The organism is Paractinoplanes abujensis (genome assembly GCF_014204895.1).
Taxonomy (GTDB): domain Bacteria; phylum Actinomycetota; class Actinomycetes; order Mycobacteriales; family Micromonosporaceae; genus Actinoplanes; species Actinoplanes abujensis.
On the sequence record NZ_JACHMF010000001.1, the window covers coordinates 8,308,258 to 8,334,645 of the forward strand.

The following is a 26,388-nucleotide window of genomic DNA, read 5'->3' on the forward strand; positions in this document are numbered from 1 at the left end:
CACATGATCTGGGCCGAGGCCCGCCACCGCGTCGTCGGCGCGGACGGCGGGATCCCGTGGCGGCTGCCCGAGGACTCGGCGATGTTCCGGCAGCGCACGGCGGGCGCGACGATGGTGATGGGCCGCGCCACCTGGGATTCCTTGCCTGAGCGGTTCCGGCCGCTGCCGGGGCGGCGCAACGTGGTGCTGACGCGCGACCCGCAGTGGTCGGCCCCGGGCGCCGAGGTCGTGCACTCCGTGAGCGAGGCTCTGGCGTACGGCGACATCTGGGTCATGGGGGGCGAGGCGGTGTATCGAGCCTTCCTGCCGATGGCTGATCACATTCTTCGCACACGTATCGACCTGGACATTTCGGGCGACACCTATGCTCCCGATCCGGGCGAAGGGTGGGTCGTCAGCGAGTCGACGGACTGGCAGACTTCGGTGGGCGGGCTCCGCTACGTCGTCGAGGAATTGGTTCGCGCCGAGCAAACGACCCCACCTCGTAAGGTCGGTGCAACAGGCACGGGCTAGTCTCTTCGGCCGACGAGAGGGCCGAATCGCATTCATGATTTATGGGGCGAATCGGCTTTAACGCCAGAGCGATAGGAAGAAGCTACCCATGCCGCAGAGCCTCGTGCCGCCGGTGACGCTGTCGGTGGTCACGCCGATGTACAACGAGCGCGAGGCGGTCGACCACTTCGTGGGTCGGCTGCGGCCCGTGCTCGACGCGCTCGACGTGGCGTACGAGGTCGTCGCCGTCGACGACGGAAGCACCGACGCCACCGTGTCCCGGCTCCTGCAGTTGCGCGCCGACTGGGCCGAGCTGCGCATCGTCTCGCTGCGCCGCAACGTCGGGCACCAGACCGCCCTGCGCGCCGGGCTCCGAGCCGCCCGCGGCGACTACGTGATCAGCATCGACGCCGACCTGCAGGACCCGCCCGAGGTGATCGGCGAGATGCTGGCCAAGGCGCTCACCGAGAAGGTCGACGTCGTCTACGGAGTCCGCAGCGACCGCAGCACCGACACGGCGTTCAAGCGCAACACGGCCGGGCTCTACTACTGGATGATGCGGCGGCTGGTCGGCCCCTGGGTCAGCGACCAGGCCGGCGACTTCCGCCTGATGAGCCGCGCGGTCGTCGACGTGCTCAACGAGCTGGCCGAGCCCCGTCCGGTCTACCGCCTGGTGGTGCCGTCGCTCGGATTCGCCAGCGCCGAAGTGCCGTACGTGCGCGAGGAACGGGTCGCCGGCAACACGAAATACCCGCTGTCGCGCATGATCCGATTGACGTTCGACAGCGTCACCGGCTTCTCCGCGGCCCCGCTGAAGATCGCGACCTGGCTGGGCCTGCTCAGCTTCCTGCTGTGCGTGGTGCTGATCGTGACCGGGCTGGTCGCCTGGGGCACGGGCGGCGTGGTGCCGGGCTGGACGTCGCTCTACATCGCGGTGCTGCTGCTCGGCGGCGTCCAGCTGATCTGCCTGGGCCTGCTCGGCGAATACGTCGGGCGCATCTACATGGCGACCCAGAGCCGGCCGCCGTTCCTGGTCTCCTTCGACACCGCCACCACGGCGCCCGACTCGGTGGAATCGCTCGACGCGGTGACCGTGGTCGCCGACACGCGGCCGGCCGCCTAGTCCTCACTCGGCCGGCCGTTCAGACCTCACTCGGCCGGCGGTTCAGACCTTCACCAAGAGCTCGACCAGGCGGTCGAGCTCTTCGGACGGGTCGGCGGCCAAGCCCATGTGCACCGGGCCGGCCCGCAGGATCGTGCTGCGGGGAGCGACCAGCCAGCGGAACCGCTCGCCCAGGCTGATGTCGCCCGCGGCGCCCGACCCTCCGCACGTGGCGTCCCAGGAGGCGAGCGCGGCCCGGATGGCGGGCACGTCGGCGTGCGGATCGATCGCGCGCAGCCGGTCCTCGCGCAGGTCGGTGCGGGCGGCCAGAAAATCGCGGCGCTGGCAGTAGAGGACCACGCCCACGTTGATCACTTCGCCGCGTTCGATGCGGGGCACGGCCTGAATTACGGCGTACTCGTACGGGACTCTCACGGCAGCCACGCCTCCGGGCGCTCGGCGCGGGCGGTGAGATGCGCCAGGTAGTTCTCCCGGCTGCCCTCGTCGTCCATCCACTCGTCCGGGACCTCGGCGATGACCTCCGCGAGCAGGGCCGGCGTGAGACGGGCGGCCAGCGCGGGGCCCTCGGTCGCCAATTCGGTCGCGTACGGCTTCAGAACGTGGTCGTCCCACTTGTACGGACGGTGAACCACGGCGGCGGCGCGGGGCCAGTTGTGATGAAAGTACAGCGTCGCCCCGTGGTCGATCAGCCAAAGATCGCCGTGCCACATCAGCAGGTTCGGGTTGCGCCAGCTGCGGTCGACGTTTTCCACGAAGGCGTCGAAAGCCACCACCCGCGAGGCCAGGCCGGGGTCGACCGGGTGCACGACCGGGTCGTAGCCGAGCGCGCCGGGCAGGAAATCCATGCCCAAGTTGGCGCCGGCGCTGGCCTTGATCAGCTCCTGGACCTCCTCGTCGGGCTCGGCGCGGGCCACGATCGGGTCGAGGTGGACAACTGTCAGCTCCGGGACGGGCAGGCCGAGTCGCCGGGCCAGCTGCCCCGAGATCACCTCGGCCACCAGTGCGCGGGGGCCCTGCCCGGCGCCGCGGAACTTCACCACGTACGTGCCGAGGTCGTCGGCCTCGACCACACCGGGCAGGGAACCGCCCTCACGCAGCGGGGTTACGTAGCGGATAGCGGTTACTTCACGTAGCACTCCGCTACCCTAGCTGTGATGTCCAGGGACGTTGGTCGAGGAAGTGCGACCACTCGATCTGACGATCAAAGGCTGATCCGGTGAACAGATGAAGGCCTCCAACGGTGCAGTGGAGCTGCTAAGACGCCACACACCAGGCTGGAGGCCTTCATGTCCCACGCTAACGCCGCATTGACCCCGAGGGCGCGATTGCGGCTGGCGCGTCTGATCGTCGAGGGTGGCTGGTCACCCGCACGAGCGGCCGAACGCTACGACGTGTCCTGGCGCACCGCCAGCAAGTGGGCCGGGCGTTACCGGGCCGAAGGCGAAGCCGGCATGCACGACCGCTCATCACGGCCACGTCGGCAGCCGAACCGCACCCCGGCGCCGCTGGTCCGCAAGATCCTGCACCTGCGCCGCAAACAACGCTGGGGACCGGTCCCGATCGCCGATCAGCTCGGCCTGGCCGCCTCCACCGTGCATGCCGTTCTCCGACGGCAGCGCGCGAACCGGCTCTCGCACCTCGACCGGGCCACCGGCGAGGCGATCCGCCGCTACGAACACGAACGCCCCGGCGACCTGCTGCACGTCGACGTGAAGAAGCTTGGCAACGTTCCCGACGGCGGCGGCTGGCGCTACCTCGGCCGTCAGCAAGGCGAGAAAAACCGGACCGCCACGGCCGGCAAGCCTCGGAACAAGCACCGCAACCCCATCATCGGCACTGCGTTCGTCCACACCGTCATCGACGACCACTCCCGCGTCGCCTATGCCGAGATCCACGACGACGAAACCGCCCTGACCGCCACCGGAGTGCTTCGCCGCGCGGTCACCTGGTTCGCCGAACGCGGCGTGACCACCCACCGAGTGCTCTCGGACAACGGCTCCGCATACAAATCGCACCTCTGGCGCGACACCTGCGCCGAGCTGGGCATCACGGTGAAAAAGACCCGCCCCTACCGGCCCCAGACCAACGGCAAAGTCGAACGCTTCCACCGGACCCTGGCCGACGGCTGGGCCTTCGCCAAGCTCTACACCTCGGAGAAAGCCCGCCGCGCTGCGCTACCCGCCTTCATGCACGACTACAACCACCACAGACCCCACACCGCCATCGGGAAACTGCCACCCATCACCCGGTTGAACAACCTGGCTGGACATCACACCTAGCCCCGCATTTTCAGCCGGCGGCCGGACCCTGCTTGCGGAGCTCGTCGACCTTGGTCATGGCCTGCCGCAGGTCGGTGAGCCACTGGTCGGAGTGCTGCCCGACCAGCTTGACGCACCAGGCCAGCGCCTCCGACCGGGACCGGGCCACGCCCGCGTCGACCAGCGTGTCCAGGATCTGCCGCTCCGGCTGCCGGAGCCGCGTCATGACCGGCGCGGCCAGATGCGTGAACAACTCGTTGGTGTCGCCGGCGCGCACACCCCAGGCGACCTTGCGCTGATAGCGGTATTCGATCTGCCGGGCGACCCGCATGCGGGCCTCGCGGGTGTCCTCCCGGAACTGGTTGATCCGTCCGGCCCGGGCGGCGGCCCGGTCGGCGTCGGTGGCGTCGGCGCCCAGCTCGGGCTCGGCCAGACGGCCCCAGATGATGATCTCGTCACGGTCGATGACGATCTCGGGCCGCTCGATGAACCAGCCGTCCGGGATGGCTCCCGTGACCCAGCCCGGCGCGTCCTCGGCGTTCGGCGGCTCGCCCCGTCCGGGCGGTGCGGTACGGAATCGCATGACATCCTCCCCCTGTACGTGGTGCAACGCTAATTACATGATTACACCGTTGCGCCAGGAGCGACCAGTGGCTCGTCCGGGTGGCGGCGGCCGGTTTCGCTGACGGACGGCTCACCACCGGCCTAGCGTCGGCCCATGGACTATCAGGTTTCGGTCAAATGCGAACAGTTAGCCGAGTGGTTCATGCGGATCAAAGGCCTGGCCGACGCACACCACGGCCACGCCACCGGCGACCACCTGAAAGCAATCGCCAACGAAATCCACGAGGCGGTCCCCTCCGAATGGTGGGTCAGCCAGCCCCAGCCCCTGGACAACCGAGTCCGGAACTAGCCCTGCGGTTCACTCCGCCCTTTGTCGGCGCGCAGCCAGGCCGTCTTCCTCAGCGGTGCTCCGTCGACGCCGCGCTGTCGAAGTGAAGCCCGTACCCACTGACGCCGCGCTCGGCGTGGTTGCGGCAGTGTCAGGCGCTCTGCGTGGCCAGCACGTTGGCGGGTTTACAGACGTGTCAGGCGTTCTGTGAGGCCAGTTGCCCGCCGGCAGCGGTAGGCGCTCCCTATGAGGCGCTGGCGTGGTCGCGGCAGCGGGTGTCCGTCTGTGGCCAGCATGTGCTGGCGGAGGCCCGGCTCGCCACTGCGCGTCGGCGTGAACGCCGGTCGGGAAGCCGCGTCCGGCTTGGCCCCTGTCGTGCCTGATTACGGGCGCTGCGGCCGGGCCGTCACCTGGACTTCGCCCCGCTGCCACGTGATCGGCAGGACAGCCCCTGGTACGCGGAGGGCAAGCGTTCTGGGCTTCGCCTGGCTCCCCTGTGATTGGCGGGACGGCCCCTGACCCGCGAGGGTAAATGTTGGCGTGGAACGCGGGAGTCGGCCTGATCGAGTCGAGCGTGGCCACGCTGAGTCGCCGGGCCACGGTGTGCGGCCGCTGGGTCGGCTGGTGGCTGCAGTGTGCGTTCGCCAGGTCGGGCGGTGGCCTCAGTGTGCGTCCGCCGGATCGGTCGATGGGCGCGCGACTGTGTTGTGGCGACGGGAGCGCTGGCCCTACGTCATGGTGGTCGACGGCAGAACTGTTCGGGTTGGGCGCAACCACTTACGCACGTCGCCGTGGGGGGTTTCGCGTTTTGGACGCGCCAGCGGCCAGCGAAGCCCGCCGCGGCCCCCGCGGGAGCGATGGTCCGTACCCCCCACCCCGCTTGGACATCTGCTTTGACATGAAGCAGGAGTGACGGCATCCTCCACCCCGCTCGGACATGCTGCTGAAGCAGGAAGCAGGAGCGACCGAGCCATCCGCTTTGAACGGGAAGCAGACGACGGCACCACCGACCGCTGCTTTTGAAGTTGTGGGGGCGGCAGGGCGCCTATGGCGCGGCCGTGACGCCTATCGTCGACGTATGCCGAAAGCGCCCGCGGAAGAGATCGAGATTGCCGGACATCAGGTGCGGCTGACCAGCCCTGACAAGATCATGTTTCCGGAGCGTGGCTACACCAAGCGTGATGTCTTCGAGTATTACCGGGCGGTCGGTGACGGCATCATGCGTGCGTTGCGTAACCGGCCGACCACCTTGCAGCGGTTTCCCGACGGCATCGGGGGTGAGGCGTTCTTCCAGAAGCGCATCCCGCAGCGGGGTGTGCCGGAGTGGGTCCGGACGGCGCAGATCACGTTTCCGAGCAAGCGTACGGCGGTGGAGTTGTGCCCGGCCGACCTGGCTCACGTGGCTTGGGCGGCGCAGATGGGCACTGTGGTCTTCCACCCGTGGCCGGTGCGCGGGGATGCCCCGGACAACCCGGACGAACTGCGTATCGACCTCGACCCGCAGCCGGGCATGTCGTTCGCCGACGTGGTGAGCACCGCCGGGGTGTTGCGGGAGGTGCTCGACGAGCTGGGGTGGGGCGGTTTCCCGAAGACGTCGGGTGGGCGGGGCGCGCACGTCTATGTGCGGATCGAGCCGCGGTGGTCGTTCGTCGACGTGCGGCGGGCCGCGATCGCGCTGGCGCGGGAGGCCGAGCGGCGCCGGCCCGAGCTGATCACCACTGCCTGGTGGAAGGAGGAGCGCGGTGATCGGGTGTTCCTCGACTTCAACCAGATGGCGCGGGACCGGACGATCACGTGCGCGTATTCGTTGCGGGCCAACGAGCGGGCCACGGCGTCGGCCCCGGTGACGTGGGACGAGCTGCCCGATGTGGAGCCGGACGACTTCGACCTGCGGTCGTTGCCGAAACGGTTCGCCGAGGTGGGGGATCCGCACGCGGCGATCGACGACGTGGCGCACGACCTCGCGCCGCTGCTGGAGTGGGTGGAGCGTGACGAGAAGAACGGGCTGGGGGACATGCCCTACCCGCCCGATCACCCGAAGATGCCGGGCGAGCCGCCGCGGGTGCAGCCGAGCAAGATGAACCACGCCAACTGGACGTCAGAGGGCTAGCTTCATGCCTTCGTGGCTGGCCTCGAAGCCCAGCCGCGCGTAGAAGCGGTGGGCGTCGGTGCGGCGTTTGTCGGTGGTGAGCTGGGCGACGCGGCAGCCGCGCTCGCGGCCCCGGTCGAGGGCGAACTGCATGAACGTACGCCCGAGGCCGTCACCGCGGCGGTCGGTGCGCACCCGGACGGCCTCGATCGTCATGCGGCGGGTGCCGTTGCGGCTCAGCCCGGGGGTGAACGTGAGCTGGCACGTCGCGACGACCTCGCCGTTGTCGTCGGCCACCAGCAGCTCGTTGTTGGGGTCGGCGTCGATCTCGTCGAAGGCGGCCCAGATCGCGGCGTCCGCGGCCTCGGCGACCGTTCCCCGCGAGCGGCTGATCTCGTCGTCGGCCAGGAGGGCGAGGACGGCCGGAACATCGGCTCGGGTGGCGGTGCGGAACTCCATCGCGGCAGTCTATTAATGTCCGCGCGGCCCTACGCCGAGGCGGGCCGCTCGGGCACGATGACGCCATGCATGTGCTGCTCACGCCGCTGAAGCGGATCTATCGCGCGATCGTCTGGCTGGCCAACTCGCCCGGCACGCTGATCCTTGCCTACGCCATTCTGATCGTCGTCTGCGGAGTGCTCTACCACTACTTCGAGGACAAGTCGGTCGGCGACGCGATCTGGTGGGCCGTCGTCACCGCGTCGACCGTCGGCTACGGCGACATCTCGCCCGCGTCGTGGGAGGCGCGGGTGCTGGCCGGCCTGCTCATCTCGATCATGGTGCTGGTGGTGATCCCGCTGATCACGGCGCACTTCGCCAGCAAGCTGATCGTCGATTCCGACGCGTTTCACCACGAGGAGCAGGAGGAGCTCAAGGCCAACCTGCGCCGCGTGCGGGCTCTGCTGGAGGCGGTCGCCGAGCGCGACGGCATCATTTTGCCGGACAGCGCAGGCCCTCCTGCGGCACCTTCAGATCGATGAGGTACGCGTCCACGGCGTTGACGATGCACGGCGTGCTCGGGTAGGCCGTGTGGCCCTCGCCCTCCCAGGTCAGCACATGCCCCACGCCCAGCATCGAGGCCAGGTCGGCAGTGTTCTCGTACGGCGTGGCGGGGTCACCGGTGGTGCCGACGACCACGATCGGCGGGGCGTTGGTGGCCGCGCCGACCGGATATGGGTCCCGTTTGCCCTCCCACACCGCGCACGGCAGCATGCCGACCGCGAGGGCGCCCCCGAACAGCGGGTATTTCGTGCGCCACTCGCCCTGCAGGCGGCGCACCTCGTCGAGGCTGGGCGCGTCCTCGGTGTCGGCGCAGTTGACCGCGAGGTTGGCGTCGAACAGGTTGCTGTACGTCCCGTCGGGCTTGCGCTCGGCGTACTGGTCGGCCAGCGCGAACACGCTGCGGGGGTTGCCCCCCTTGAGCTGGGAGATCGCGCCGGCCAGCTTGGCCCAGCCCGACTCCGTGTAGAGCGACGAGATCACCGCGACGAAGATCCAGCCGCTCGTGGCCTGGCGGCCGTCGGGGCCCGCCACCGGTTTGGTGGCCGCGGCGGTGATCGCGTCGGTGACCGCCTTACGCGCGTCGGGCGCGATCGGGCACTTGTCGGGGGTGGCCTTGCACCAGTTGGTGAAGTTGGTGAAGGCGCGCTCGAAACCCTTGGCCTGGGTCTCGGAGCCCTCCACGAAGTTCTGCTTCGGGTCGACCGCGCCGTCGAGCACCATCGCCCGCACGTTCTGCGGGAAAAGCTGGGCGTACGTGGCGCCGAGCAGAGTGCCGTACGAAAAGCCGAGGTAGGTCAGCTTGTCGTCGCCGACGGCCGCGCGCAGCGAATCCACGTCGCGGGCCGCCTGCTCGGTCGAGAAGTGCGGCAGCTGGTCGCCGTATTTGGCGGCGCAGCTGGTGGCGATCCGCTTGTTGAGCTCGACCAGCTCGTTGAACTGCTGCAGGCCGACCGGGTCGGGCGGGGCGGCGAAGCTCGCGTCCTGATCGGCGGGGCTGATGCACTTGACCGGGTCGGACCGGCCGACGCCGCGCGGGTCGAAGCCGATGATGTCGAACTTGTTGGTGACCTCGGCCGGCAGGCCGCCGAACTGCTCGCCGAACGACAGGTAGACCGCCGTCTCGACGCCCGAGCCACCGGGGCCGCCCGGGTTGATCAGCAGCGAGCCGGTGCGGCCCTGCTGCTTCGACGACCGGATGCGGATCATCGAGATCGCGTACGTCTCGCCGTTGTTCGCGTCGTTCCAGTCGCGCGGGACGCTGACCTCGGCGCACTCATACGTCATGCCGGGGGCGCCCTGGCCGACCAGCTGCTGCGGGATCTCGGGGCAGGGGCGCCAATCGGCAGTGCCGGTCGGACCCTGTGAACCCGTGGACGACGGGGCCCGGCCGGCCTCGCCGGAGCCGTTGGGCGCGAACGAAGGCACTGTGCAGCCGGTGGACACGGCCAGGATCGTGGCTAGGACGGCGACTACCAGGCGGGAGCGGCGCTGCACGATGCTGACCTTTCGACGGCGGGTTGCTGCCACGAAGGCTATCCGGTCTGTCTGACAGTTCGTGGGTCAGCGGCTCGTCAGCACCTCGGCCAGGTTGAACTGCACCGGTCGTTCCAGCTGCTCGTAGGTGCAAGTGTGCGGGTCACGATCGGGTCGCCACCGTTCGAACTGGGCGGTGTGCCGGAACCGGATGCCCTCCATGTAGTCGTAGCGCACCTCGACGACCCGCTCGGGCCGCAGTGGGGTGAACGACAGGTCCTTGCCCGCGTTCCAGCGGCTCACCTCGTTCTTGCGCGGGGTGCGCTCGCCCTCCATGTGCGCGGCCCAGTTCCAGGGGTGGCCCTCGAACTCGGTGACCAGCGGCTGCAGCTCCTCGAACAGCTCCTCGCGCACCTTCATCGGGAACGAGCCGATCACACCCACGCTGACCAGCACGTCGCGCTCGTCGTACAGGCCGAGCAGCAGCGAGCCGATCCGGTTGTCGGCCGACTTGTGCACGCGGTAGCCGGCCACCACGCAGTCGGCGGTGCGCTTGTGCTTGATCTTCGTCATCACCCGCTTGTCGGGCTGATAGGTCAGGTCGCGCTGCTTGGCGATCAGCCCGTCGAGGCCGGCCCCCTCGAACTCGGCGAACCAGCGGGTGGCCGTCTCGAGGTCGTCGGTGGCCGGGGTGACGTAGACCGGGGGCTTGGCCTCCTTGAGCACCTCGGCCAGCCGGTCGCGGCGCACGCTGAACGGCTGCTCGGTCAGATCCTCGTCGCCGATCGCGAGCAGGTCGAACGCCACGAAACTGGCCGGGGTCTGCTCGCTGAGCAGCTTGACCCGGCTCGCGGCGGGGTGGATGCGCTGCTGCAAGGCCTCGAAGTCGAGCGTGTTGCGCCCGGTGTCGGCCACGATGATCTCGCCGTCGATCACCGCCCGCTCCGGGAAGTTGGCCCGGATCGCCTCCACCACCTCGGGGAAGTAGCGGGTCATCGGCTTCTCGTTGCGGCTGCCGATCTCGATCTCGTCGCCGTCCCGGAAGATGATCGAGCGGAAGCCGTCCCACTTCGGCTCGTAGACCTGGCCGGGCGGGATCTCGGCCACGGGTTTGGCCAGCATCGGCTTGACCGGCGGATTGATCGGCAGCTCCATGCCGCCAGTGTGCCCGTTTCAGGCCGCCGAGGTAGCCCCTGCGCTGCCGATTTCACTGATCAAGGCGCCGTCGGCCGGGCATTTCCAGTACGCCCGTTCGTCGTGCGCGGCCGCCGCGAGCGGATGCGTCGTGGGGTGGTGGGGGCAGCGCGGCCAGTTTGTGGGGCGGCTCGCGAACCACAGCACCTCAACCGCCCAGTCCTGCACCTGATCGGCCAGCTCGGCGACCTTTGCGGCGGGGGACAGGCCCGGTTGGTCGCGCAGACCTATGCCGAAGCCGTCGGAGCTGTACAGCATGAGGATCGGTGCGCCGCCGTCCCACGACTCCATCTCGATGCGCGGGTGCACGTCGTGGGCAGCCAGGTCACGCAGAACCGGGGCGAGGGCGGCAGTCAGCTCGGCATCCACGGCGAGGAGTGTGCCATTCGAGTGGTTCACAGGGCCGATCGGACGGTGTCGGTCGGCCCTGTGCGGCGTCAGGACTGCTCGGGGTCCAGCTTGATGCTCAGGCTGTTGACGCAGTGGCGGGTGTTCTTGGCCGTCAGGTGCTCGCCGCGGAAGACGTGGCCCAGGTGGGAGTCGCAGTTGGCGCAGCGGATCTCGGTGCGGACCATGCCGTGGCTGTAGTCGTCGATCTCCTTGACGGCACCGGGGATGGCGTCGTCGAAGGACGGCCAGCCGCAGTTGGAGTCGAACTTGTCGGTGCTCGGGTAGAGGGCGGCGCCGCAGGCCCGGCAGTTGTACATGCCGGCGGTCTTGGTGCTCACGTACTCGCCGGACCACGGGGCCTCCGTGCCGGCCTGACGCAGGACGCGGAACTCGTCGGGAGAGAGGCGGACACGCCACTGCTCTTCCGTTGTGGGCAGGGTGGACTCGTTTGTTCCCATGTCTCAAAGGTACGACGCACCGGGGGTGCGGCCGAAGTGGTCGGCGTCACCGTTTGACCAGGGCATGGGAGATGCGTCGCCGGCCACTTTCAGGCCCACCTGGCACCAGGCCCTCGGGCGGGGGCTCTACCTCGGCTCGATCCTCGCGGTGGGGCTCCTGCTCCTCGCCGCCATGCTGACCTTGACCGGGTTCGTCGAGCCGCCGGCGGGCGCGACCTGGGCCGCTCTGGCCGGGCTGCCGCCGCTGGGCGGGGCGCTGGTCGGCGTGCTCGTGGGCCGCGTGACCGGCACGCAGGTGAGCGCTTGCGGCATCCGTACGCTCTCCGTCTTCACGAACGGCGTAGCGCCCTGGGACGAGGTCGTCGACGTGCGAGCGGAGCGGCGTGGGGCGCGGACCGTGGTGTCGGTCTATCTCGACTCCGGTGACAGTGTGCAGCTCAACGCCCCGTACAGCGGCGAACTGTTCGCGGCCGACCCTCGGTTCGAGGGGAAAATGTACGCTTTGTCCCATCTGTGGCGGAGTCACCGTTTCGGTGGTCTTCCGGGATGATGACCCGCCGGGCCCCCTTAACGGGTAAATCGGGCATATGCCGCTAAGCTCCCCTCGGACCTGGAAACACCGGAACAGGAATGGATAACTCCTCATGAGCACAATTCGCCGGATCATCGCCGTCGGCCTGCCCGCCGCCGGCCTGACCGCCGCTCTCGCGCTGGGTGTGTCCCCGGCCCTGGCCACGTCGGCCACCATCGACCCGGCCGCCATGCCGGTCGTCGCCGCCACCGGCTACGGCACCCCTGACGCCACCGACGAGGCGCCGACCCGCGGGCAGGGTGGATACGGCACGCCGGGCGCGACGACCCCGACCGGGAACGCGGCCGAGACGCCGGACACCGACACGCCCGACACCGACACCCCGGACACGGACACGCCGGACACCGACACCCCGACCCGGGGCAACACCGGTTACGGCCCGACGCCCACTGCCAGCGTCGACACGGTGCCGCCGAGCGTCAGCCCGACCACCAGCAGCCCGGGCGTGGCCCCGGCCACCACGACCCCCGGTGGCGGCGTCAGCCCGGCCGGTGCGCTCCCGGTGACCGGCACGCCGATGGCCGCCATCGTCTCGATGGGTGGCCTGCTCGTCGCGGCCGGCATCGCGTCGGTCTGGTACACGCGCCGCCGCCGCACCGCCTGACACACCAGTAGGTGAACGAAAGGCCGCCCGGCTACCGGGCGGCCTTCGTTTTGTTCAAAGCACGAACGCGTCGGTCCAGAGCTGGCGCGACTTGCCGGACAACGCCTGCATCAAGCCCACTGCCTGGTTGTCGGTCAGGCCGGCCACGAAGTCGACCACCGCACGCCCCCGGGCCCGGTCCATCCGCTCCGGGGTGCCCTCGGGCAACTCGGCCTCGGCCAGTTCGACCAGGTCACGCAGCCGGCTCGGGATGCGCTCCTCCTCGTCGGGGTCGACCAGCCAGGCCATCAGCGCCTCGACCAGCGACGCCACCAGGCGGCCCTGACCCCGCTGGTGCAGGGCGAGGTCGGGGCGGGCCAGCACGAACCGGTTCTGCACGAACTTGAGGATCTGCACCTCGTGCCACTGGGCTGTGGCGAGTTGCACATGACCGGAGCGGACGGCCGGGTCGGCGATCGTCTCCACCGAATCCACCAGGCGGCGTGTCCACGTGGCCGCGAACGCCGCGACCTGGGCCTCGGCCTCCAGCGAGCCGTCGAACGGGCGGGCCAGCAGACCGTCGACCAGCTCGGCCCGCACGAGCTCGACCGCCGCCGCGAAGGCCTCGTCGTCGGCCATCCAGCCGTCCTTGCGGTGCAGCTGGCGGCGCAGCGACTCGATCGCGCCGCCGGCCCGGTTGAGGTCGGTCTCGGTGCCCCAGCGCTGCCAGGCCATCAGCTCGGTGGCCACGGCACCCTGCTGCAGCACCCCGACCCGGTGCACGTCCTCAAGATCGTGGATCGCGTACGCGATGTCGTCGGCCGTGTCCATGACCGAGGCCTCGACCGTCTGCTGCCAGTCGGCGACCCGGCCCGCGAACGGGGCCCGGGCGGCCCGCATGTCGCCGGCCTCGGTCGAGTAGGCGCCGAACTTGGGCGAGCCGCCCTCGGGGTCGTCGGCCGGAGGCGCGGCGCCGCGCGGTGGCGGGTCCATGAACCGCTGGGGGTCGCGGCGGGTCCACGGATATTTGAGGATCGCCGCCCGTACGGCGTTGGTGAGGTTGAGCCCGAGCGTCGCCTGGCCACGGATCTCGGTGCTGGTGACGATCCGGTACGACTGGGCGTTGCCCTCGAAGCCGTCGAGCAGCTTGAGCCGCTGGCGGGCGACCCGGTCGAGCACGCGCTCGCCGAGGTGGCCGAAGGGCGGGTGACCCAGGTCGTGGGCCAGCGCGGCCGCCTCCACCACGTCGGGGTCGCAGCCACCCAGCTTGTCGGCCAGGCCGGGGTCGACGCGCTCGGCGATGGCCCGGGCCACCTGCGCGACCTTGAGGCTGTGGGTCATCCGGTTGTGCACCAGCAGGCCGGCGCCCCCGGGACTGATGACCTGGGTGACGCCGGCGAGCCGGGCGAAGAACGGGGAGGCGACGATCCGGTCCCGGTCGACGCGGAACGGGCTGGCGGCGAGGTCGCCGGGGGCGACCAGCCGGTCGCCGAAGAGGCGTTGCGCCCGGGGATCGTCCATCCCGGCTACGTTACCGGGCCTGCAGTGCGTCCAAGGCGACGGACATGGCCGCGACCAGGCGACGGTCGACCCGCGGGTCGTGGATCGTCACCACGTAGCGGTCGCGCAGACCCCACTTCTTGACCACGGAGAACACCGGACGGTCGCCCAGCACGAAGTCGAAGTGGTAGGGCAGCCAGGACAGCGCCTCGACGAACCGGCGCAGCACGGCGACCCACACGTTGGTCTCGCGGCCCACCATCTCGCCGAAGCCGGGCTGCTCGAGGTGCCACGTCGAGCGGATCAGCGACTCCTTGAAGTTCTTGCGGAACAGGCCGATGGGCGCGCCCGCGGCGTCGGTGATGTCGTACGTGGCGCCCAGATCCATCACCTGGCGGGCCTTGAAGCCCAGCACGGGCGTGCTCTTGGTGTCGTCGGTGTAGAGCGTGACCTGCTCCTTGAACGCCATCCGCTTCTGCTGCGCGAAGGCGAGGATGCCGGCCTCGCTGCCGTCGGGGGCGGCGGCGTGGATCTCGTATTGGTTGACCATCATGCGGATGCGCTGACGCACGATGAGCTGCTGCTGGCTCTGAAGGATGTCGACGTTCACGGCTGAGCAGTGTGTCACAAAAGGCATCCGGTGGCGGGACCCCCGGCGGGCCCGTCAGACTGGTCGGATGGCGAAGCGAGGACGTACGGGATCATTGATTGCGCTGGCCCTGGGGGCGGCGGCGGTGTGGGTGGCGCGTGACATCCCGCGCCAGATGGGGGCCAAGGCCCGCGGCGAGCGGCTCGCCCGCATGCAGGCGTCACCCCAGTTCGCGGAGGGCAAGTTCCACAACACCGTGCCCGCCACCATGCTGGCCGCCTCGTCGATGCCCAAGATCTTCGCCGCTACCCTGCGCGACCGCGAGCGCCGCCACCCGCGCCTGCCGATCCCGCTGGTCACTCCGGCCCCCGGCGCCTCCGCCGACGGGCTGCACGTGACCTGGTACGGCCACTCGTCGGCGCTGGTCGAGATCGAGGGCAAGCGGGTGCTGCTCGACCCGGTGTGGAGCGAGCGCTGCTCCCCGTCGCGGCTCTCCGGCCCCCGCCGCCTGCACGAACCGCCGGTCGCGCTGCGCGACCTGCCCCCGCTGGACGCCGTGCTGATCTCGCACGACCACTACGACCACCTCGACATGGAGACCATCCAGAACCTGGTCGACCTGCAGGCCGTGCCGTTCCTGGTGCCGCTGGGCGTGGGCGCCCACCTGGAGCGCTGGGGTGTGCCGGCCACCCGCATCGTCGAGCTGGACTGGAACGACAGGCACAAGGTGGCCGGCCTCGAGTTCATCTCGACCGCGGCCCGGCACTTCAGCGGGCGCGGGCTCGGCCGCGACGGCACGCTCTGGACGAGCTGGGTCATCAACGGCCCCACCCGGAAGGTCTTCTACTCGGGCGACACCGGCTATTTCCCCGGCTTCGCCGAGATCGGTGAGCAGCACGGCCCGTTCGACGTCTCGCTGGTGCAGGTGGGTGCGTACAGCGAGTCCTGGCCCGACATCCACATGTTCCCGGAGGACGGTGTGGCCACCACCGTCGACGTCGGGGCCGGGCTGATGATCCCGGTCCACTGGGCGACGTTCAACCTGGCCCTGCACGACTGGGCCGAGCCCGCCGACCGCACCTGGCGGGAGGCCAAGGCCCGCGACGTGCGACTGGCCGTGCCGCGACCCGGTGAGCGGGTCGACGTCGACAACCCGCCCGCGGTGGACGGCTGGTGGCAGCAGATCGCGTAGCGGCCGCGCTCCTGGTCTTCGGCAACGGGCTCGCTCCCGACGCGTCGCTCTCGCCCGGGTCCCTGGCTCGGGTGCGTGCGGCCGTCGCGTATCCGCCGGTGGAGCGGATCGTGCTGTCGGGCGGCTGGGAGCAGGCCCGAACGGGAGCTCCCGAACCGCCGACGGGTTGTCGCGAGGGTGATCTGATGCGTCAGGTCGCCCTCGACGCCGGAGTGGACGCGCGGTCGCTGCGGGTGGAGTGCCGCTCCCGGAGCACCCTGGAGAACCTGCTCAACGTGGTGGAGGACGGGCTCCTGGACGGGCTGACGCTGGGGCCGGCGCGGCCGCTGGGGCTGGTCACGCACGCCTGGCATCTGCCGCGAGTGCACTACCTGGCCCGGAAAGTGCTGGGTCTGCCGTCGTCCGCTCTGCTCGACGTCCCGGTGCCCGGCCGTGGTTACCTGCTCGAGCACGGGCTGCGCGCGGCCTCGAAAGTGTGCTTTTTCGGCGTACGGGACCCGGTGGTGCTGCTGCGGCGCGAGCGACGGATGGTGACGATGTTGCGGCGCGGGGTATAGCAGCGCGCATGGTTCTGCTGCTGCCGGTTTACCAGCCGTCGCCCGATCGGCTCCGGGCTCTCGTCGCCGCATTCGAGCACGTCGTCGTCGTGGACGACGGAAGTTCCGAACCCGTCACCGTGCCCGGCGCCGTGGTGCTGCGGCATCCCGTCAACCGGGGCAAAGGGGCCGCGTTGAAAACCGGTTTCGCGTACGTGGCCCGGACGCACCCGGGACAACCGGTGATCTGCGCCGACGCCGACGGGCAGCACTCCGTTGAGGACATCCGGCGGGTGCAGGCCGAAGTGGAGGCCACCGGCCGGCTGGTCCTGGGCGTACGCCGGGTGCGGCGGATGCCGCCGCGCAGCCGGGTCGGGAATGCGGTGACCAGGACGCTCTTCCGGGCCGCGACCGGGCAGTGGGTGCGCGACACGCAGACGGGGCTGCGCGGGATGCCGGGCTCGATGCTGGACCGGCTCTTGGCCGTGCCCGGGGAACGGTTCGAGTACGAGATGAACGTGCTGCTGTGGGCGGCCCGCGACGGGCAGCGGATCGAGCAGGTGCCGATCGACACCACCTATCTGGACGGAAACGCGTCGTCCCACTTCGGGTCGGTACGGGACGCGGCGCGGGTCTACCGGTCGCTGCTGCGGTTCGTCGTGGTCGATAGGTAGGTGCGCACCGCGCTCGAGCGATCACGCAGGCCGGGGCCTGCGTTTCGGTGACCCGTCGGGCATCTGCCTTTCGATTGGCCACTGTGGATGACCGCCGGGTCTAGTTTCCTGCGTCGTAGGCTGCCGCGAACATGGCTGCCAGCAGCATGAGGAAGACGGTCATGAATTGGGCGGTCGGCAGCCAGGCGTGCGGGCGGGTGTGGCGGGCGGCCCGGGTCCGGCGCCGCGTGGCTCGCCAGGCGGACGGACGGTGACCGAGGCGGTAGCCGACGACGATGACGGCGGCCGCGGTCACCACGGATACGACGCTCACTGCGGAACTCGGGTGGGACGGCATGGCGAACCCCCTGGAGATGCGTAGCGGTGCCGGATGGAAAGGCCAGTGTGGGGGCGGCCGTGTGGCGCAATCCAGTGGATATCCGGGCAGATATGGACCTAAGCGGTTATCGCTGGCACTGGTGGGGACGAAGGCGGCTGTCGGCTATCCGACTTCGGGGCTGGCTGGCCGACCGCTTCGCGCAGGCGGGACAGGGTGAGGAACGGTGCGAGCGTGACGACCAGGTAAATCGCGCCCGCGGTCAGCAGGGCGTGGCGCAGGCCGCCGAGATCGACCGCGAGACCGCCCAGCAGGCCACCGGCGGGCACGCCGGCGAAGGAGACGGCGCCGACCGCGCCGAGGACGCGGCCGCGCAGGTGGACGGGGATGCGTTCGTAGCCGACGGCCATGAGGATCGGGTTGAGGGTGGAGGCGGCCAGGCCGGCTCCGAAGGCCACGGCCAGCACGAGCCCGGGATGGTCGGTGAGGGCCAGGGTGAACAGTTTGGGGGACCCCGCGATCAGGCAGCAGATCGCGAACGTGGTGACGCGGGGGAGGCGTACGGCCAGGGAGGCGTAGGCAACCGCGCCGAGCACTGCGCCCAGGCCGAAGACGCCACCGATCCAGCCCAGCGCGGCCGGGCCGGCGCCGGTGTCGCGGACCCAGACGGGCAGGAAGACGACCATGAACGCCTGATCGACCAGGTTGGTGACGAAGAGCATCGCTGTCACGGCGACCACCAGCCGGTCACGCCGGAGGAAGCGGAAGCCGGCGGAGAGACCGGTCTGTTCGTTTCGTGCAGGGGCGCGGACCCGGACCAGGGTGGCCACGGCAAGGGCGCTGAGCGCGAAGGAGGCCGCGTCGAGGGCGAGCACCAGGGCCGGGCCGAGCGCGGTGACCAGGACGCCCCCGACGGGCAGGCCGACCAGCAGGGCGGCCCGGGCGAAACTTTCGAAGAGGGCCGTGGCGCGGGCCATGGGCGTACGGGAAGCTTCGATGGCGGCCGGCAGGAGCGCGCGTTTGGCGACATTGCCGCAGCCGCCGATCGCGCCGGCCAGGGCCACCGCGGTGAGCAGCCGGGCGAAAGTGAGCTGGCCCAGCCCGTGCAGGAAGGGGATCAGCCCGACCGCGATCGCGCTGGCAACGTCGGCGGTGACGGCCACACGGCGCGGGCCGACCCGGTCGACCAGCGCGCCGCCGAGGACGCCGGCCAGCACGAACGGCAGCGTCTGGGCGAGGGCGACAACGCCGACGCGGGTGGCCGAACCCGTTGTCACGAGCACCAGCCAGGGCACGGCGACGGCCGCGATGTGGCTTCCGGTCAGCGAGACAGCCTCGGCCGCGAGCAGGCCGGCCAGGGGACGCCTCGTCATTCGGCGGGCCCGTCGGGCGCCGGGAGGATCTGCCACTGGACGCTGACGCGGGCGGCGTCGGCGGGGGCCGCGGCGGCGTACTCGTCGACCAGGGCCTTGATGCGGGTGCGCAGTTCGACGGCTTGGGCGGCGGAGAGCCGGGGCTGCTCGGTGGCCAGGAAGAACGCGTCCGGCCAGGGCTCCGGCAGGCCGGGGAGGTTGCCGATCGCGGCCTCGACGCGCTGGAAGTCGGCCGCGGCGACGGCCCGGAGGTAGCCCTCGGCCTGGTCGAACGCCTCACGGCTGGTGGCGACGTCCAGGTCCGTACGGGTGTGGGTGGCGCGCCACCAGCGTTCGCGTCCGGTGCGGTCGCCGGCGTCCTCCACGAAGCCGTAGGCGGCCAGCTGTCTCAAGTGGTAGCTGGTGGCGCCGCTGGATTGGCCCAACTGCTCGGCCAGTTTGCTGGCCGTGGAAGGGCCGCGTTCGCGCAGGTGGTTCAGCAGCCGAACTCGGAGCGGATGGGCCAGGCCGCGCAGGGTGCGGGGATCCAAGTGGTCGCTCGGGACGTCGGGCATAAACGCAAAGCTAGCTATGCAAAGAAGTCTTTGCAAGCATGAGCGACAGAGTGCCAGGGACGCAAAGCGCTCGATTGACGCATGGAGGGGCGAGTGCGGGAGGGGTGGTCGGGCCGAGCGGGCGGGCAGGGGCGGCGGGGTGGGTCAGGAGAGGGCGGCCGGCTCCCGGGGGACGCAGATCTTGACGGCGCCGGGGGCGACCTTGGCCGAGAAGGACTTGGTCTTCGTGCGGGCGCCGCCGTCGAGTTCGTATTCCATCTTGGACTGCAGCTTGACGTCGATGCGGCGGGCGCGGGTCGTGCGGACGAACGGGGAGCTGTCGCTGCGGCCCACGGCCATCGTGCCCAGCGCCCGGGCCCACTGCAGGGCACCCTGGGCGGTGGCCACGCCGACGTCGAGCCAGCCGTCGTCGGGTTTGGCGTCGTCGAAGGCCTTGATGCCCCCGGTGATCCGGCCGACGTTGCCGATCAGGACGCAGCTGGCCTCGTCCTCGAACCACTTCGTGCCGTCGATCTTGATGGTGGCGACGGCGGCGGACTCGTTGACGTGACGTACACCAGCCCAGACGTACGCGAGTTTGCCCAGCCGGTCCTTCAAGTTGCGGTCGGCGTCGCTGATCATCGCGCCGTCGAAGCCGACGCCTGCCATCACGCCGAAGTACTCGCCCTCGAAGCGGCCCAGGTCGACGGCGTGGGGTGTGCCGTGCAACGCGATCTCGACGGCCTCGGGCAGGTCGGCCGGGATACCCAGGTTGGTGGCCAGCAGGTTGCCCGTGCCGGCCGGGATGATGCCGACAGGCGTCTTGGCGCCGGTGTGAGCGACGACGTCGAGCGAGCGCTGCACCATGCCGTCGCCACCCCACACGATCAGGCGGTCGGGCTTGGACTTGAGCGCCTTCTTGACCGCGGCCGGGGCCTTCTTGCTCTTCGGCACCTCGTACCAGATCAGGTCGTCGAGGTCGGCGTCGGTCAGGCGGCGACGCAACTCGTCCAGGCCGCCGCCCAGCGTCTTCTTCTGATGCGCGACTACGGCGATCGTGCGGGGGGTTCGCATGCGCAGCGAACTACCCGAAGCGCCGGAATCGTAATCAGCTGACCGTCTCGCGCATCCGCTGCTCGGCCGCCGCGCTGCGGATCACCATGAGGCGCAGTTCGAGCTCGTCGGAGACCATCGAGGCGAGGTGTTCGAGGGCCTGGAGCTGACGCTGCGACGCCTCGCGGGGACGGTTGTCGATCACGTTGACGGTGCCCAGGCGGTAGCCGTCGTGGGTGCGGATCGGCGCGGCGGCGTAGAAGCGCAGGCCCAGCTCGCCCCGGACGAGCGGGTGTTCGAGCGTACGGGGGTCGACCGCGGCGTTGTTGATCACGTAGACGTCGTCCTGGGCGATGACCGACGCGCACAGCCCCGGCTCCTTGCCGACTTCCCGTACGCCCGACAGGCCCTGACACGCGGCCAGCCACACCCTGTCCTGCTCGACCAGCGACACCGTCGCGATGGGGGTGTCGAAGATGGCGCCCGCGACGTACGCGATCCGGTCGTACGCGTCCTCGACCGGCTGATCGACGAGCCGGTAACGCCGCACGGCCTCGAGGCGCGCCTGCTCCTCCGGACCCACGTTGTCCAGATATTCGTAGGCGTTCGACGACACGGGGTTGCTGTTCGTCATGTCCGGTGATCCCCCTCACAGTGGCAACGGTGCATGCGAGCCTAGAAAGGGCGTCGGTGTCCCGCAATGCTCTCGATGGGCGAATTGAGTTCACAGGCAAGCCTCAGCCGCGAATGTCGCACAACCAGTCGGTTGCTGGGTACTTATCTCCCCGTGACAGCACCCACTGCCGCCGTGATCGGACAACTCGCCCGCGACCTGGTTCTCACCGTAGACCGCCTGCCCGGGCCCGGCAGCTCGGCGCCCGCCGGCGAACGCCGCGAACAACTCGGCGGCAAAGGCGCGAACCAAGCCGTTGCCCTGGCCCAACTGGGCGTTCGTCCCGTCCTGATCGCGGTGGCGGGCGACGACGCGACCGGTGACGCCCTGCTGGCCCGGGCGGCCCGGGACGGCATCGACGTCGATCACGTGGTGCGCCGCCGCGGCGAGGAGACCGGGGTGATCGTCGAGATTCTGGAGTCCGGCGGCGACTACCGCTACATCGAGCACCTGCCGCCGCCCGTGCTGCTCACCGAGGCCGACATCCTGCGCGCCCGCGACCCGATCGCGCAGTGCGACGCCGTGCTCCTGCAGCTCCAGCAGCCCGCCGAGGCCGTCCGGGCCGCGGCCCGCATCGGTCACGAGGCCGGGCGGCTGGTGGTCCTCGACGGCGAGATCAACGACGAGACCCTGCTCCCGTACGCCGATGTGGTGCGCGCCGACGAGAAGGAGGCCGGCGGTCGGGGCGAGGAACTGCTCGACCGCGGGCCTGAACTGGTCGCGCTGGCGCAGCCCGACGGCAACCTGTTCCTGTGGCGCGGCGGCCGGTTGAAGATCCCGCTGGGGGACGTGGACGCGGTCGACACCACCGGCGGCGGCGACTCGTTCGTGGCCGCGCTGACCGCCGCGCTGCTGAACGGCGCGTCCTACGAGGAGGCGGCGCACCAGGCCACGGCCGCCTCCGGCTCCACCGTGCAGCATGTCGGCGGCCGTCCGGAGCTGGGCCGATGAGCCGGATCGGGCCGGCCGAGGCGTGGGTCGTACGGGAAATCGGTCTGCCCTCGGACGACGCCGGGCTCAGGCAGGCGGAATCGTTGTTCGCGCTGGCCAACGGGCACATCGGGCTGCGTGGCAACCTGGACGAGCCGCAACCCGCCGGGATGCCCGGCACGTTCCTGAACTCGCTGTACGAGGTGCGCGACCTGACCTATCCGGAGGCCGGGTACGCGTTCCCCGAGCGCACGGAAACGGTCGTCAACGCCCCGAACGCCAAGCCGATCCATCTGACGGTCGGCGGGGAGACGTTCGATCTGCGCACCGGTGAAGTGCGCAAACACGAGCGAGTGCTGGATCTGCGCGCGGGCACGCTCACCCGGGACGTGGAATGGGTGTCGCCCGGCGGGATCGAGGTGCGGCTGCGGAGCGTCCGGGTGGTGTCGTTCGAGCGTCCGTCGGTGGGCGCGATCCGCTACACCGTCGAAGCCGACGCCGAGCTGCGCGTCGACTCCGATGTGGCCGTCGACGAGTCGCAGCCCCCGCCGCGCGACGACCCGCGGGCCAGTGCCGTGATCGAGGACGCGTTCGTGCCCGTCTTCCACGACCGTGACCTGCTCGTGCACCGCACCCACCGCAGCGGCATCACCGTCGCCGTGGCCGTGACGCACGTGGGCGCCGAGGGCGAGATCGTCACCGGGCCCGACCGGTTGCGCTGGACGACCGGTGCGCGCGGTTCGATCGCGTTCGACAAGATATTCGCGTACGGGTGGGACGGGCTCGACCAGCGGGACAAGGCACGCGCCGACCGGGACGCGGCCGTCCACGCCGGATTCGACGAACTGCTGGCCGAACAGCGCCGCTACCTGGACGACTTCTGGGCGTACGCGGATATCGAGCTGGACGGCGACGACCAGGTGCAGCAGGGCACCCGCTTCGGGCTGTTCCACGTGCTGCAGGCGGGCGCGCAGGCCGGGCCGCATCCGATCCCGTCCAAGGGGCTGACCGGCAACGGATACGACGGGCACACGCTGTGGGACAACGAGTCGTACGTGCTGCCGGTGCTGACGTACACGCACCCGGCGAGCGTCAGGCAGGCCCTGCGCTGGCGGCACAGCACCCTCGACGCCGCTCGCGAACGCGCCCGCGAACTGCGGCTGGACGGCGCGGCCTTCCCCTGGCGGACCATCAGCGGGCCCGAATGCTCCGGCTACTGGCCGGCCGGGACGGCGGCGCTGCACATCAACGCCGACATCGCCGACGCGGTGCTGCGCTACCACGCGGCCACCGGCGACGACGCGTTCATGCGCGAAGCCGGCGACGAACTGGTCGCCGAGACCGCGCGACTGTGGCGCAAAGTGGCCTACCTGGACGAGGAAGGTGTCGCGCACATCGCCGGGGTGACCGGGCCCGACGAATACACGGCGCTGATGGACGACAACGTCTTCACCAACCTGATGGCCCGGCGCAACCTGCGCGCGGCGGCCCTGGACGAGGTCTCCGAGCACATCGCGGACCGGCTGGCCGTCCCGTACGACCCGCGCCGCCAGGTGCACGAACAGTCGGCGGGCTTCACGCGCCTGGACGAGTGGGGCTCGTTCGACGACGAGGAATACCCGCTGATGCTGCACCACCACTACCTCAACCTGTATCGCAAGCAGGTGGTGAAGCAGGCCGACCTGGTGCTCGCGATGGCGATGTGCGGCGACGAGTTCACGCTGGACGAGAAGCGGCGCAACTTCGAGTACTACGAAGCCCGTACGGTGCGGGACTCCTCACTCTCGGCCCCCGTGCAAGCGGTCCTCGCGGCCGAGCTCGGCCACCTGTCGCTCGCGCACGCCTACCTGACCGAGACCGCCCTGCTCGACCTGCGCGCGGGCGGCGAGTCCGGCGGCGACGGCCTGCACATCGCGGCCCTCGCCGGGTCATGGATCGCGGTGGTGATGGGCTTCGGCGGGCTGCGCGACACCGGCGGCCGGCTGTCGCTCGCGCCGCGGATCCCGCCCCGGCTGACCCGCCTGCAGTTCCGGCTGCGGTGGCGGGGCGCGGGGCTGAGGGTGACGGTGACGTCCGAGAAGGTGACCTATCAGGCCGCCACCGGCGGGATCGAGTTCCGCCACTACGGCGCCGAGGTCACCCTGAACGCCGGCGAGGAGGTGACCTTCCAGCTCGAACCGATCGACGACCTTCCCGCGCCGCCCACCCCGCGACCACCTACGCTCGCGGAGTGACGGTCTGGGTGGCGCTCCTGCGCGCGGTCAACCTGGGCGCGCGCAACAAGGTGCCGATGGCCCGATTACGGGCCGCGCTGGCCACGGCCGGCCTGCCCGGGGCGCGCACACTGCTGCAGAGCGGCAACGTGATAGTCGAATCCGAGCGGGACGTGGGCCCGATCATCCACGCGGTGCTGCGCGACACGTTCGCCGTCGACCAGCCCGTGATGATCCGCAGCCGGGACCGCCTGGCCGAGATCATCGCGGCCAACCCGTTCCCGGCGGCGGCCGTCGAACGACCCACCCTGCTGCGGGTCACATTCCTGGCCGAACACCCCACACCCGAGCGCGCCCGTCTCCTGGAGACCCACGACGACGTACGCCTCCTGGAGCGCGAGGTCTACATCGACTACCGGGACCGGGTGCACGGCAACCCGGTCAACACCGCGATGGCGTCGCGCCGCCTGGGGTTGCCCGGCACCGAACGCAACTGGACGACCGTCCTCAAACTGGCCGAACTGGCCGCTCAGTGGTGACCGTCCGGGTGGCTGTCGCCCTCTGAGGGCCGCGGCTCTCAGTGGTGGCCGTCGCCTGACTCCTCGGCCCACACCCGCCAGTTCTCCAAGTCGCCGTAAAGGCCGGGAGTGAGCCAGCCCGGGGCCGAGCGGCGGAAGACACCCGGATCCATCGAGCCCGCACCCTCGGGGAGGGCACCGATCAGATGGGGGACCAGCTCGCTCAAGTTGGCCCAGTGCACCAGGTCAGGGTCGGCGGGCCAGGCGCCGATGACCACGCCCGCGGGGACGCCGCGGCGGGCCAGGGCCTCCAACGTCAAAGCGGTGTGGTTGAGGGTGCCCAAGCCCGCGCGGGCCACCACGATCGTGCTCAAGCCCAACGTGGTGGCCAGGTCGGCCACGGTCCAGGACTCACCGGACGGGCGCACACCCATCGGGACGAGCAAACCGCCGGCGCCCTCGACGAGCACCAGGTCATGCTTGTCGGCCTCGGCCCGGATGGCGTCGACGACCTCGTAGAGCTCGAGCGGCGGCATCTCGGCCACCGTGGCGGCGGCCAGGGGTGCCATGGGCTCGGGGTACTCGGCCAGGGTCTTTGCCGTGTCGGGGGCGGCCAGCCGGGTGATCACGTCGATGTCGGTCGGCGCGCCGGTGTTGATGCCGGTCTGGCCCGGCTTGATCACGGCCACCCGGAGGCCGGAGGCCTGGGCCGCGGCGGCCACGGCGGCCGTCACGATGGTCTTGCCGACCTCGGTGTCGGTGCCGGTGACCAGCACGATGCCGCGCCACTCGCCGTTCGCGGGGCGACGCGGGGAGGGCTGGGCCTGCGCGGCCAGCTCGGCCGAGACCTCGGCGCCGATCGCCTCGGCGCCGGGCAGGTCGTCGATCCCGGGAGCGGAGGTGCCGGGGGCGGGGGTGCCGGGGGCGGGTGTGCCGGGTGTGGGGACACCGGGCGCGGGTGTGCCGGGTGTGGGGACACCGGGCGCGGGTGTGCCGGGCGTGGGGACACCGGGCGCGGGCGAGACCGGCACTGGCACGTCGGGCAGCGGATGGCCGGGCGAGGGGGCCGGTGAGATCGGCGCGGGGAGCGGAGGCTCCGGCGTGGACGGCACCTCGGGTGCGGGCACTCCGGGTGCGGGCACTCCAGGCGCAGGGGAGACGGGCGCGGGCGAGACGGGTGCGGGCTTTGCGGGCCCGGGCGAGATGGGCGCAGGCGAGATGGGCGCGGGCGAGATGGGCGCGGGCGAGATGGGCGCGGGCGAGATGGGCGCGGGCGAGATGGGCGCGGGCGAGATGGGCGCGGGCGAGACGGGTGCGGGCGAGACGGGCGCGGGGAGTCCGGGCGCCGGCGAGACAGGCGCTACCGGCTCGGGCTCGACCGGCGGGGCGGTGTCGGACGGGCCGGGACGCACGGTTGTCGCGGCGGCCGGCCGGTCGGTGCCGGCTGCATCGGGTGGTGTGCCGGTTGCAGAGGCCGGCGGTGTGCCGGTGGCGGAAGGCGGCGGTGTGCCGGTTGCAGAGGCCGGCGGTGTGCCGGTGGCGGAAGGCGGCGGTGTGCCGGCTGCAGAGGGCGGGGACGTGTCGGCAGAGGGCGGGGACGTGTCGGCTGCAGAGGGCGGTGTGCCGGCTGCGGCCGGCTCGGTGGTCCGGCCGCTCGTAGCGGGATCGGCCCCGGCCGACGGAGTGGTCCGGGCGCCGCGCTGGGCCGGCAGCGGGGTAGGGACCGCCTCCGGTGTGGTCAG

The 26,388-nt window shown here is 70.7% G+C and carries 30 protein-coding genes; 14 read left to right on the plus strand and 16 right to left on the minus strand.

What is annotated here, in order from left to right; genetic code table 11:
* The first annotated feature begins 3 nt into the window (after positions 1-3).
* Positions 4-513: a dihydrofolate reductase gene (locus tag BKA14_RS38275; protein ID WP_239092516.1), complete on the plus strand. Its 510-nt coding sequence runs from the start codon at positions 4-6 to the stop codon at positions 511-513.
* A gap of 88 nt (positions 514-601) precedes the next feature.
* Complete coding sequence (locus tag BKA14_RS38280) at positions 602-1,615, plus strand: glycosyltransferase family 2 protein (protein ID WP_184955611.1); 1,014 nt, start codon at positions 602-604, stop codon at positions 1,613-1,615.
* Between the two features lie 42 nt (positions 1,616-1,657).
* Here the strand turns inward: BKA14_RS38280 and BKA14_RS44650 are convergent, their stop codons facing one another.
* Together BKA14_RS44650 and BKA14_RS44655 are read right to left on the minus strand one after the other, a co-directional pair.
* Positions 1,658-2,029, minus strand: coding sequence for a DUF3037 domain-containing protein (locus BKA14_RS44650; protein ID WP_184955612.1), 372 nt, complete (start codon positions 2,027-2,029; stop codon positions 1,658-1,660).
* Entirely contained in the window at positions 2,026-2,751 is a 726-nt protein-coding gene (locus tag BKA14_RS44655) for a HipA family kinase (protein ID WP_184955613.1), read from the minus strand. Before BKA14_RS44655 ends, BKA14_RS44650 begins: the two co-directional genes overlap by 4 nt.
* A gap of 150 nt (positions 2,752-2,901) precedes the next feature.
* Between BKA14_RS44655 and BKA14_RS38295 the strand changes: the two genes are divergently transcribed.
* Positions 2,902-3,894, plus strand: a complete 993-nt coding sequence (locus BKA14_RS38295) for an IS481 family transposase (protein ID WP_184955614.1) — start codon at positions 2,902-2,904, stop codon at positions 3,892-3,894.
* Positions 3,895-3,904: 10 nt separating this feature from the next.
* Here the strand turns inward: BKA14_RS38295 and abmR are convergent, their stop codons facing one another.
* Complete coding sequence (gene abmR, locus BKA14_RS38300) at positions 3,905-4,456, minus strand: ATP-binding transcription factor AbmR (RefSeq protein ID WP_184955615.1); 552 nt, start codon at positions 4,454-4,456, stop codon at positions 3,905-3,907.
* A 135-nt stretch (positions 4,457-4,591) separates the two neighbouring features.
* Here abmR and BKA14_RS38305 point away from each other — a divergent pair, with 135 nt between their 5' ends.
* Complete coding sequence (locus BKA14_RS38305) at positions 4,592-4,786, plus strand: hypothetical protein (RefSeq protein WP_184955616.1); 195 nt, start codon at positions 4,592-4,594, stop codon at positions 4,784-4,786.
* A gap of 1,057 nt (positions 4,787-5,843) precedes the next feature.
* The gene (gene ligD, locus BKA14_RS38310; RefSeq protein WP_184955617.1) at positions 5,844-6,875 is read left to right on the plus strand and encodes a non-homologous end-joining DNA ligase; all 1,032 of its coding nucleotides are present in this window, start codon (positions 5,844-5,846) and stop codon (positions 6,873-6,875) included.
* On the opposite strand, the gene BKA14_RS38315 is transcribed toward ligD, so the two are convergent.
* The gene (locus tag BKA14_RS38315; RefSeq protein ID WP_184955618.1) at positions 6,864-7,313 is read right to left on the minus strand and encodes a GNAT family N-acetyltransferase; all 450 of its coding nucleotides are present in this window, start codon (positions 7,311-7,313) and stop codon (positions 6,864-6,866) included. The two genes, ligD and BKA14_RS38315, sit on opposite strands and share 12 nt — an antisense overlap.
* Positions 7,314-7,378: 65 nt before the next feature.
* Between BKA14_RS38315 and BKA14_RS38320 the strand changes: the two genes are divergently transcribed.
* On the plus strand, positions 7,379-7,834 hold the full coding sequence (locus BKA14_RS38320) for a potassium channel family protein (protein ID WP_184955619.1): 456 nt from the start codon (positions 7,379-7,381) through the stop codon (positions 7,832-7,834).
* Here BKA14_RS38320 and BKA14_RS38325 read toward each other — a convergent pair.
* The 4 genes from BKA14_RS38325 to msrB all read right to left on the minus strand — a co-directional run bounded on the left by BKA14_RS38325 (position 7,785) and on the right by msrB (position 11,371).
* Positions 7,785-9,350, minus strand: coding sequence for an alpha/beta hydrolase (locus BKA14_RS38325; protein ID WP_184955620.1), 1,566 nt, complete (start codon positions 9,348-9,350; stop codon positions 7,785-7,787). The two genes, BKA14_RS38320 and BKA14_RS38325, sit on opposite strands and share 50 nt — an antisense overlap.
* Before the next feature lie 66 nt (positions 9,351-9,416).
* The gene (locus BKA14_RS38330; RefSeq protein ID WP_184955621.1) at positions 9,417-10,484 is read right to left on the minus strand and encodes an ATP-dependent DNA ligase; all 1,068 of its coding nucleotides are present in this window, start codon (positions 10,482-10,484) and stop codon (positions 9,417-9,419) included.
* Between the two features lie 18 nt (positions 10,485-10,502).
* Positions 10,503-10,892 carry a hypothetical protein gene (locus BKA14_RS38335; protein ID WP_184955622.1) on the minus strand — a complete coding sequence of 130 codons (390 nt, stop codon included), beginning with the start codon at positions 10,890-10,892 and terminating at the stop codon, positions 10,503-10,505.
* A 68-nt stretch (positions 10,893-10,960) separates the two neighbouring features.
* Entirely contained in the window at positions 10,961-11,371 is a 411-nt protein-coding gene (gene msrB, locus BKA14_RS38340; RefSeq protein ID WP_184955623.1) for a peptide-methionine (R)-S-oxide reductase MsrB, read from the minus strand.
* Between the two features lie 64 nt (positions 11,372-11,435).
* Here msrB and BKA14_RS38345 point away from each other — a divergent pair, with 64 nt between their 5' ends.
* Both BKA14_RS38345 and BKA14_RS38350 read left to right on the plus strand, forming a co-directional pair.
* The gene (locus BKA14_RS38345) at positions 11,436-11,921 is read left to right on the plus strand and encodes a hypothetical protein (protein WP_184955624.1); all 486 of its coding nucleotides are present in this window, start codon (positions 11,436-11,438) and stop codon (positions 11,919-11,921) included.
* 94 nt (positions 11,922-12,015) lie between these two features.
* Positions 12,016-12,567 (plus strand): LPXTG cell wall anchor domain-containing protein, encoded by a 552-nt coding sequence (locus BKA14_RS38350; RefSeq protein ID WP_184955625.1) that lies wholly within the window; start codon positions 12,016-12,018, stop codon positions 12,565-12,567.
* Between the two features lie 54 nt (positions 12,568-12,621).
* Here the strand turns inward: BKA14_RS38350 and BKA14_RS38355 are convergent, their stop codons facing one another.
* Positions 12,622-14,067, minus strand: a complete 1,446-nt coding sequence (locus BKA14_RS38355; protein ID WP_184955626.1) for a deoxyguanosinetriphosphate triphosphohydrolase family protein — start codon at positions 14,065-14,067, stop codon at positions 12,622-12,624.
* Between the two features lie 10 nt (positions 14,068-14,077).
* On the minus strand, positions 14,078-14,656 hold the full coding sequence (locus tag BKA14_RS38360; RefSeq protein ID WP_184955627.1) for an LURP-one-related family protein: 579 nt from the start codon (positions 14,654-14,656) through the stop codon (positions 14,078-14,080).
* A 67-nt stretch (positions 14,657-14,723) separates the two neighbouring features.
* Here BKA14_RS38360 and BKA14_RS38365 point away from each other — a divergent pair, with 67 nt between their 5' ends.
* The 3 genes from BKA14_RS38365 to BKA14_RS38375 are packed head-to-tail and all read left to right on the plus strand — an operon-like array spanning position 14,724 to position 17,037.
* Positions 14,724-15,827, plus strand: a complete 1,104-nt coding sequence (locus BKA14_RS38365) for an MBL fold metallo-hydrolase (protein WP_184955628.1) — start codon at positions 14,724-14,726, stop codon at positions 15,825-15,827.
* Positions 15,809-16,384, plus strand: coding sequence for a YdcF family protein (locus BKA14_RS38370; protein ID WP_184955629.1), 576 nt, complete (start codon positions 15,809-15,811; stop codon positions 16,382-16,384). The genes BKA14_RS38365 and BKA14_RS38370 overlap by 19 nt, the downstream gene beginning before the upstream one ends.
* Positions 16,385-16,392: 8 nt before the next feature.
* Positions 16,393-17,037, plus strand: a complete 645-nt coding sequence (locus BKA14_RS38375; RefSeq protein WP_184955630.1) for a glycosyltransferase family 2 protein — start codon at positions 16,393-16,395, stop codon at positions 17,035-17,037.
* A gap of 100 nt (positions 17,038-17,137) precedes the next feature.
* Here BKA14_RS38375 and BKA14_RS38380 read toward each other — a convergent pair whose 3' ends face one another.
* The 5 genes from BKA14_RS38380 to BKA14_RS38400 all read right to left on the minus strand — a co-directional run bounded on the left by BKA14_RS38380 (position 17,138) and on the right by BKA14_RS38400 (position 20,946).
* Positions 17,138-17,350: a hypothetical protein gene (locus BKA14_RS38380; protein ID WP_184955631.1), complete on the minus strand. Its 213-nt coding sequence runs from the start codon at positions 17,348-17,350 to the stop codon at positions 17,138-17,140.
* 122 nt (positions 17,351-17,472) lie between these two features.
* Entirely contained in the window at positions 17,473-18,726 is a 1,254-nt protein-coding gene (locus BKA14_RS38385; protein ID WP_184955632.1) for an MFS transporter, read from the minus strand.
* Positions 18,723-19,280, minus strand: coding sequence for an ArsR/SmtB family transcription factor (locus BKA14_RS38390; RefSeq protein WP_184955633.1), 558 nt, complete (start codon positions 19,278-19,280; stop codon positions 18,723-18,725). Before BKA14_RS38390 ends, BKA14_RS38385 begins: the two co-directional genes overlap by 4 nt.
* A 144-nt stretch (positions 19,281-19,424) precedes the next feature.
* Positions 19,425-20,333 carry a diacylglycerol/lipid kinase family protein gene (locus BKA14_RS38395; RefSeq protein WP_184955634.1) on the minus strand — a complete coding sequence of 303 codons (909 nt, stop codon included), beginning with the start codon at positions 20,331-20,333 and terminating at the stop codon, positions 19,425-19,427.
* Positions 20,334-20,367: 34 nt separating this feature from the next.
* Positions 20,368-20,946, minus strand: a complete 579-nt coding sequence (locus BKA14_RS38400; RefSeq protein ID WP_184955635.1) for a GAF domain-containing protein — start codon at positions 20,944-20,946, stop codon at positions 20,368-20,370.
* A gap of 153 nt (positions 20,947-21,099) precedes the next feature.
* On the opposite strand from BKA14_RS38400, the gene BKA14_RS38405 reads away from it, so the two are divergent.
* From BKA14_RS38405 to BKA14_RS38415, 3 genes are read left to right on the plus strand one after another with little or no spacing between them, the layout of a single operon-like run.
* Entirely contained in the window at positions 21,100-21,936 is an 837-nt protein-coding gene (locus tag BKA14_RS38405; RefSeq protein ID WP_239092701.1) for a PfkB family carbohydrate kinase, read from the plus strand.
* Complete coding sequence (locus BKA14_RS38410) at positions 21,933-24,149, plus strand: glycoside hydrolase family 65 protein (protein WP_184955637.1); 2,217 nt, start codon at positions 21,933-21,935, stop codon at positions 24,147-24,149. Before BKA14_RS38405 ends, BKA14_RS38410 begins: the two co-directional genes overlap by 4 nt.
* Positions 24,146-24,667 (plus strand): DUF1697 domain-containing protein, encoded by a 522-nt coding sequence (locus BKA14_RS38415; protein WP_184955638.1) that lies wholly within the window; start codon positions 24,146-24,148, stop codon positions 24,665-24,667. The genes BKA14_RS38410 and BKA14_RS38415 overlap by 4 nt, the downstream gene beginning before the upstream one ends.
* 38 nt (positions 24,668-24,705) lie before the next feature.
* Here the strand turns inward: BKA14_RS38415 and bioD are convergent, their stop codons facing one another.
* The gene (gene bioD / locus BKA14_RS38420) at positions 24,706-25,482 is read right to left on the minus strand and encodes a dethiobiotin synthase (protein WP_184957200.1); all 777 of its coding nucleotides are present in this window, start codon (positions 25,480-25,482) and stop codon (positions 24,706-24,708) included.
* Between the last annotated feature and the right edge of the window lie 906 nt (positions 25,483-26,388).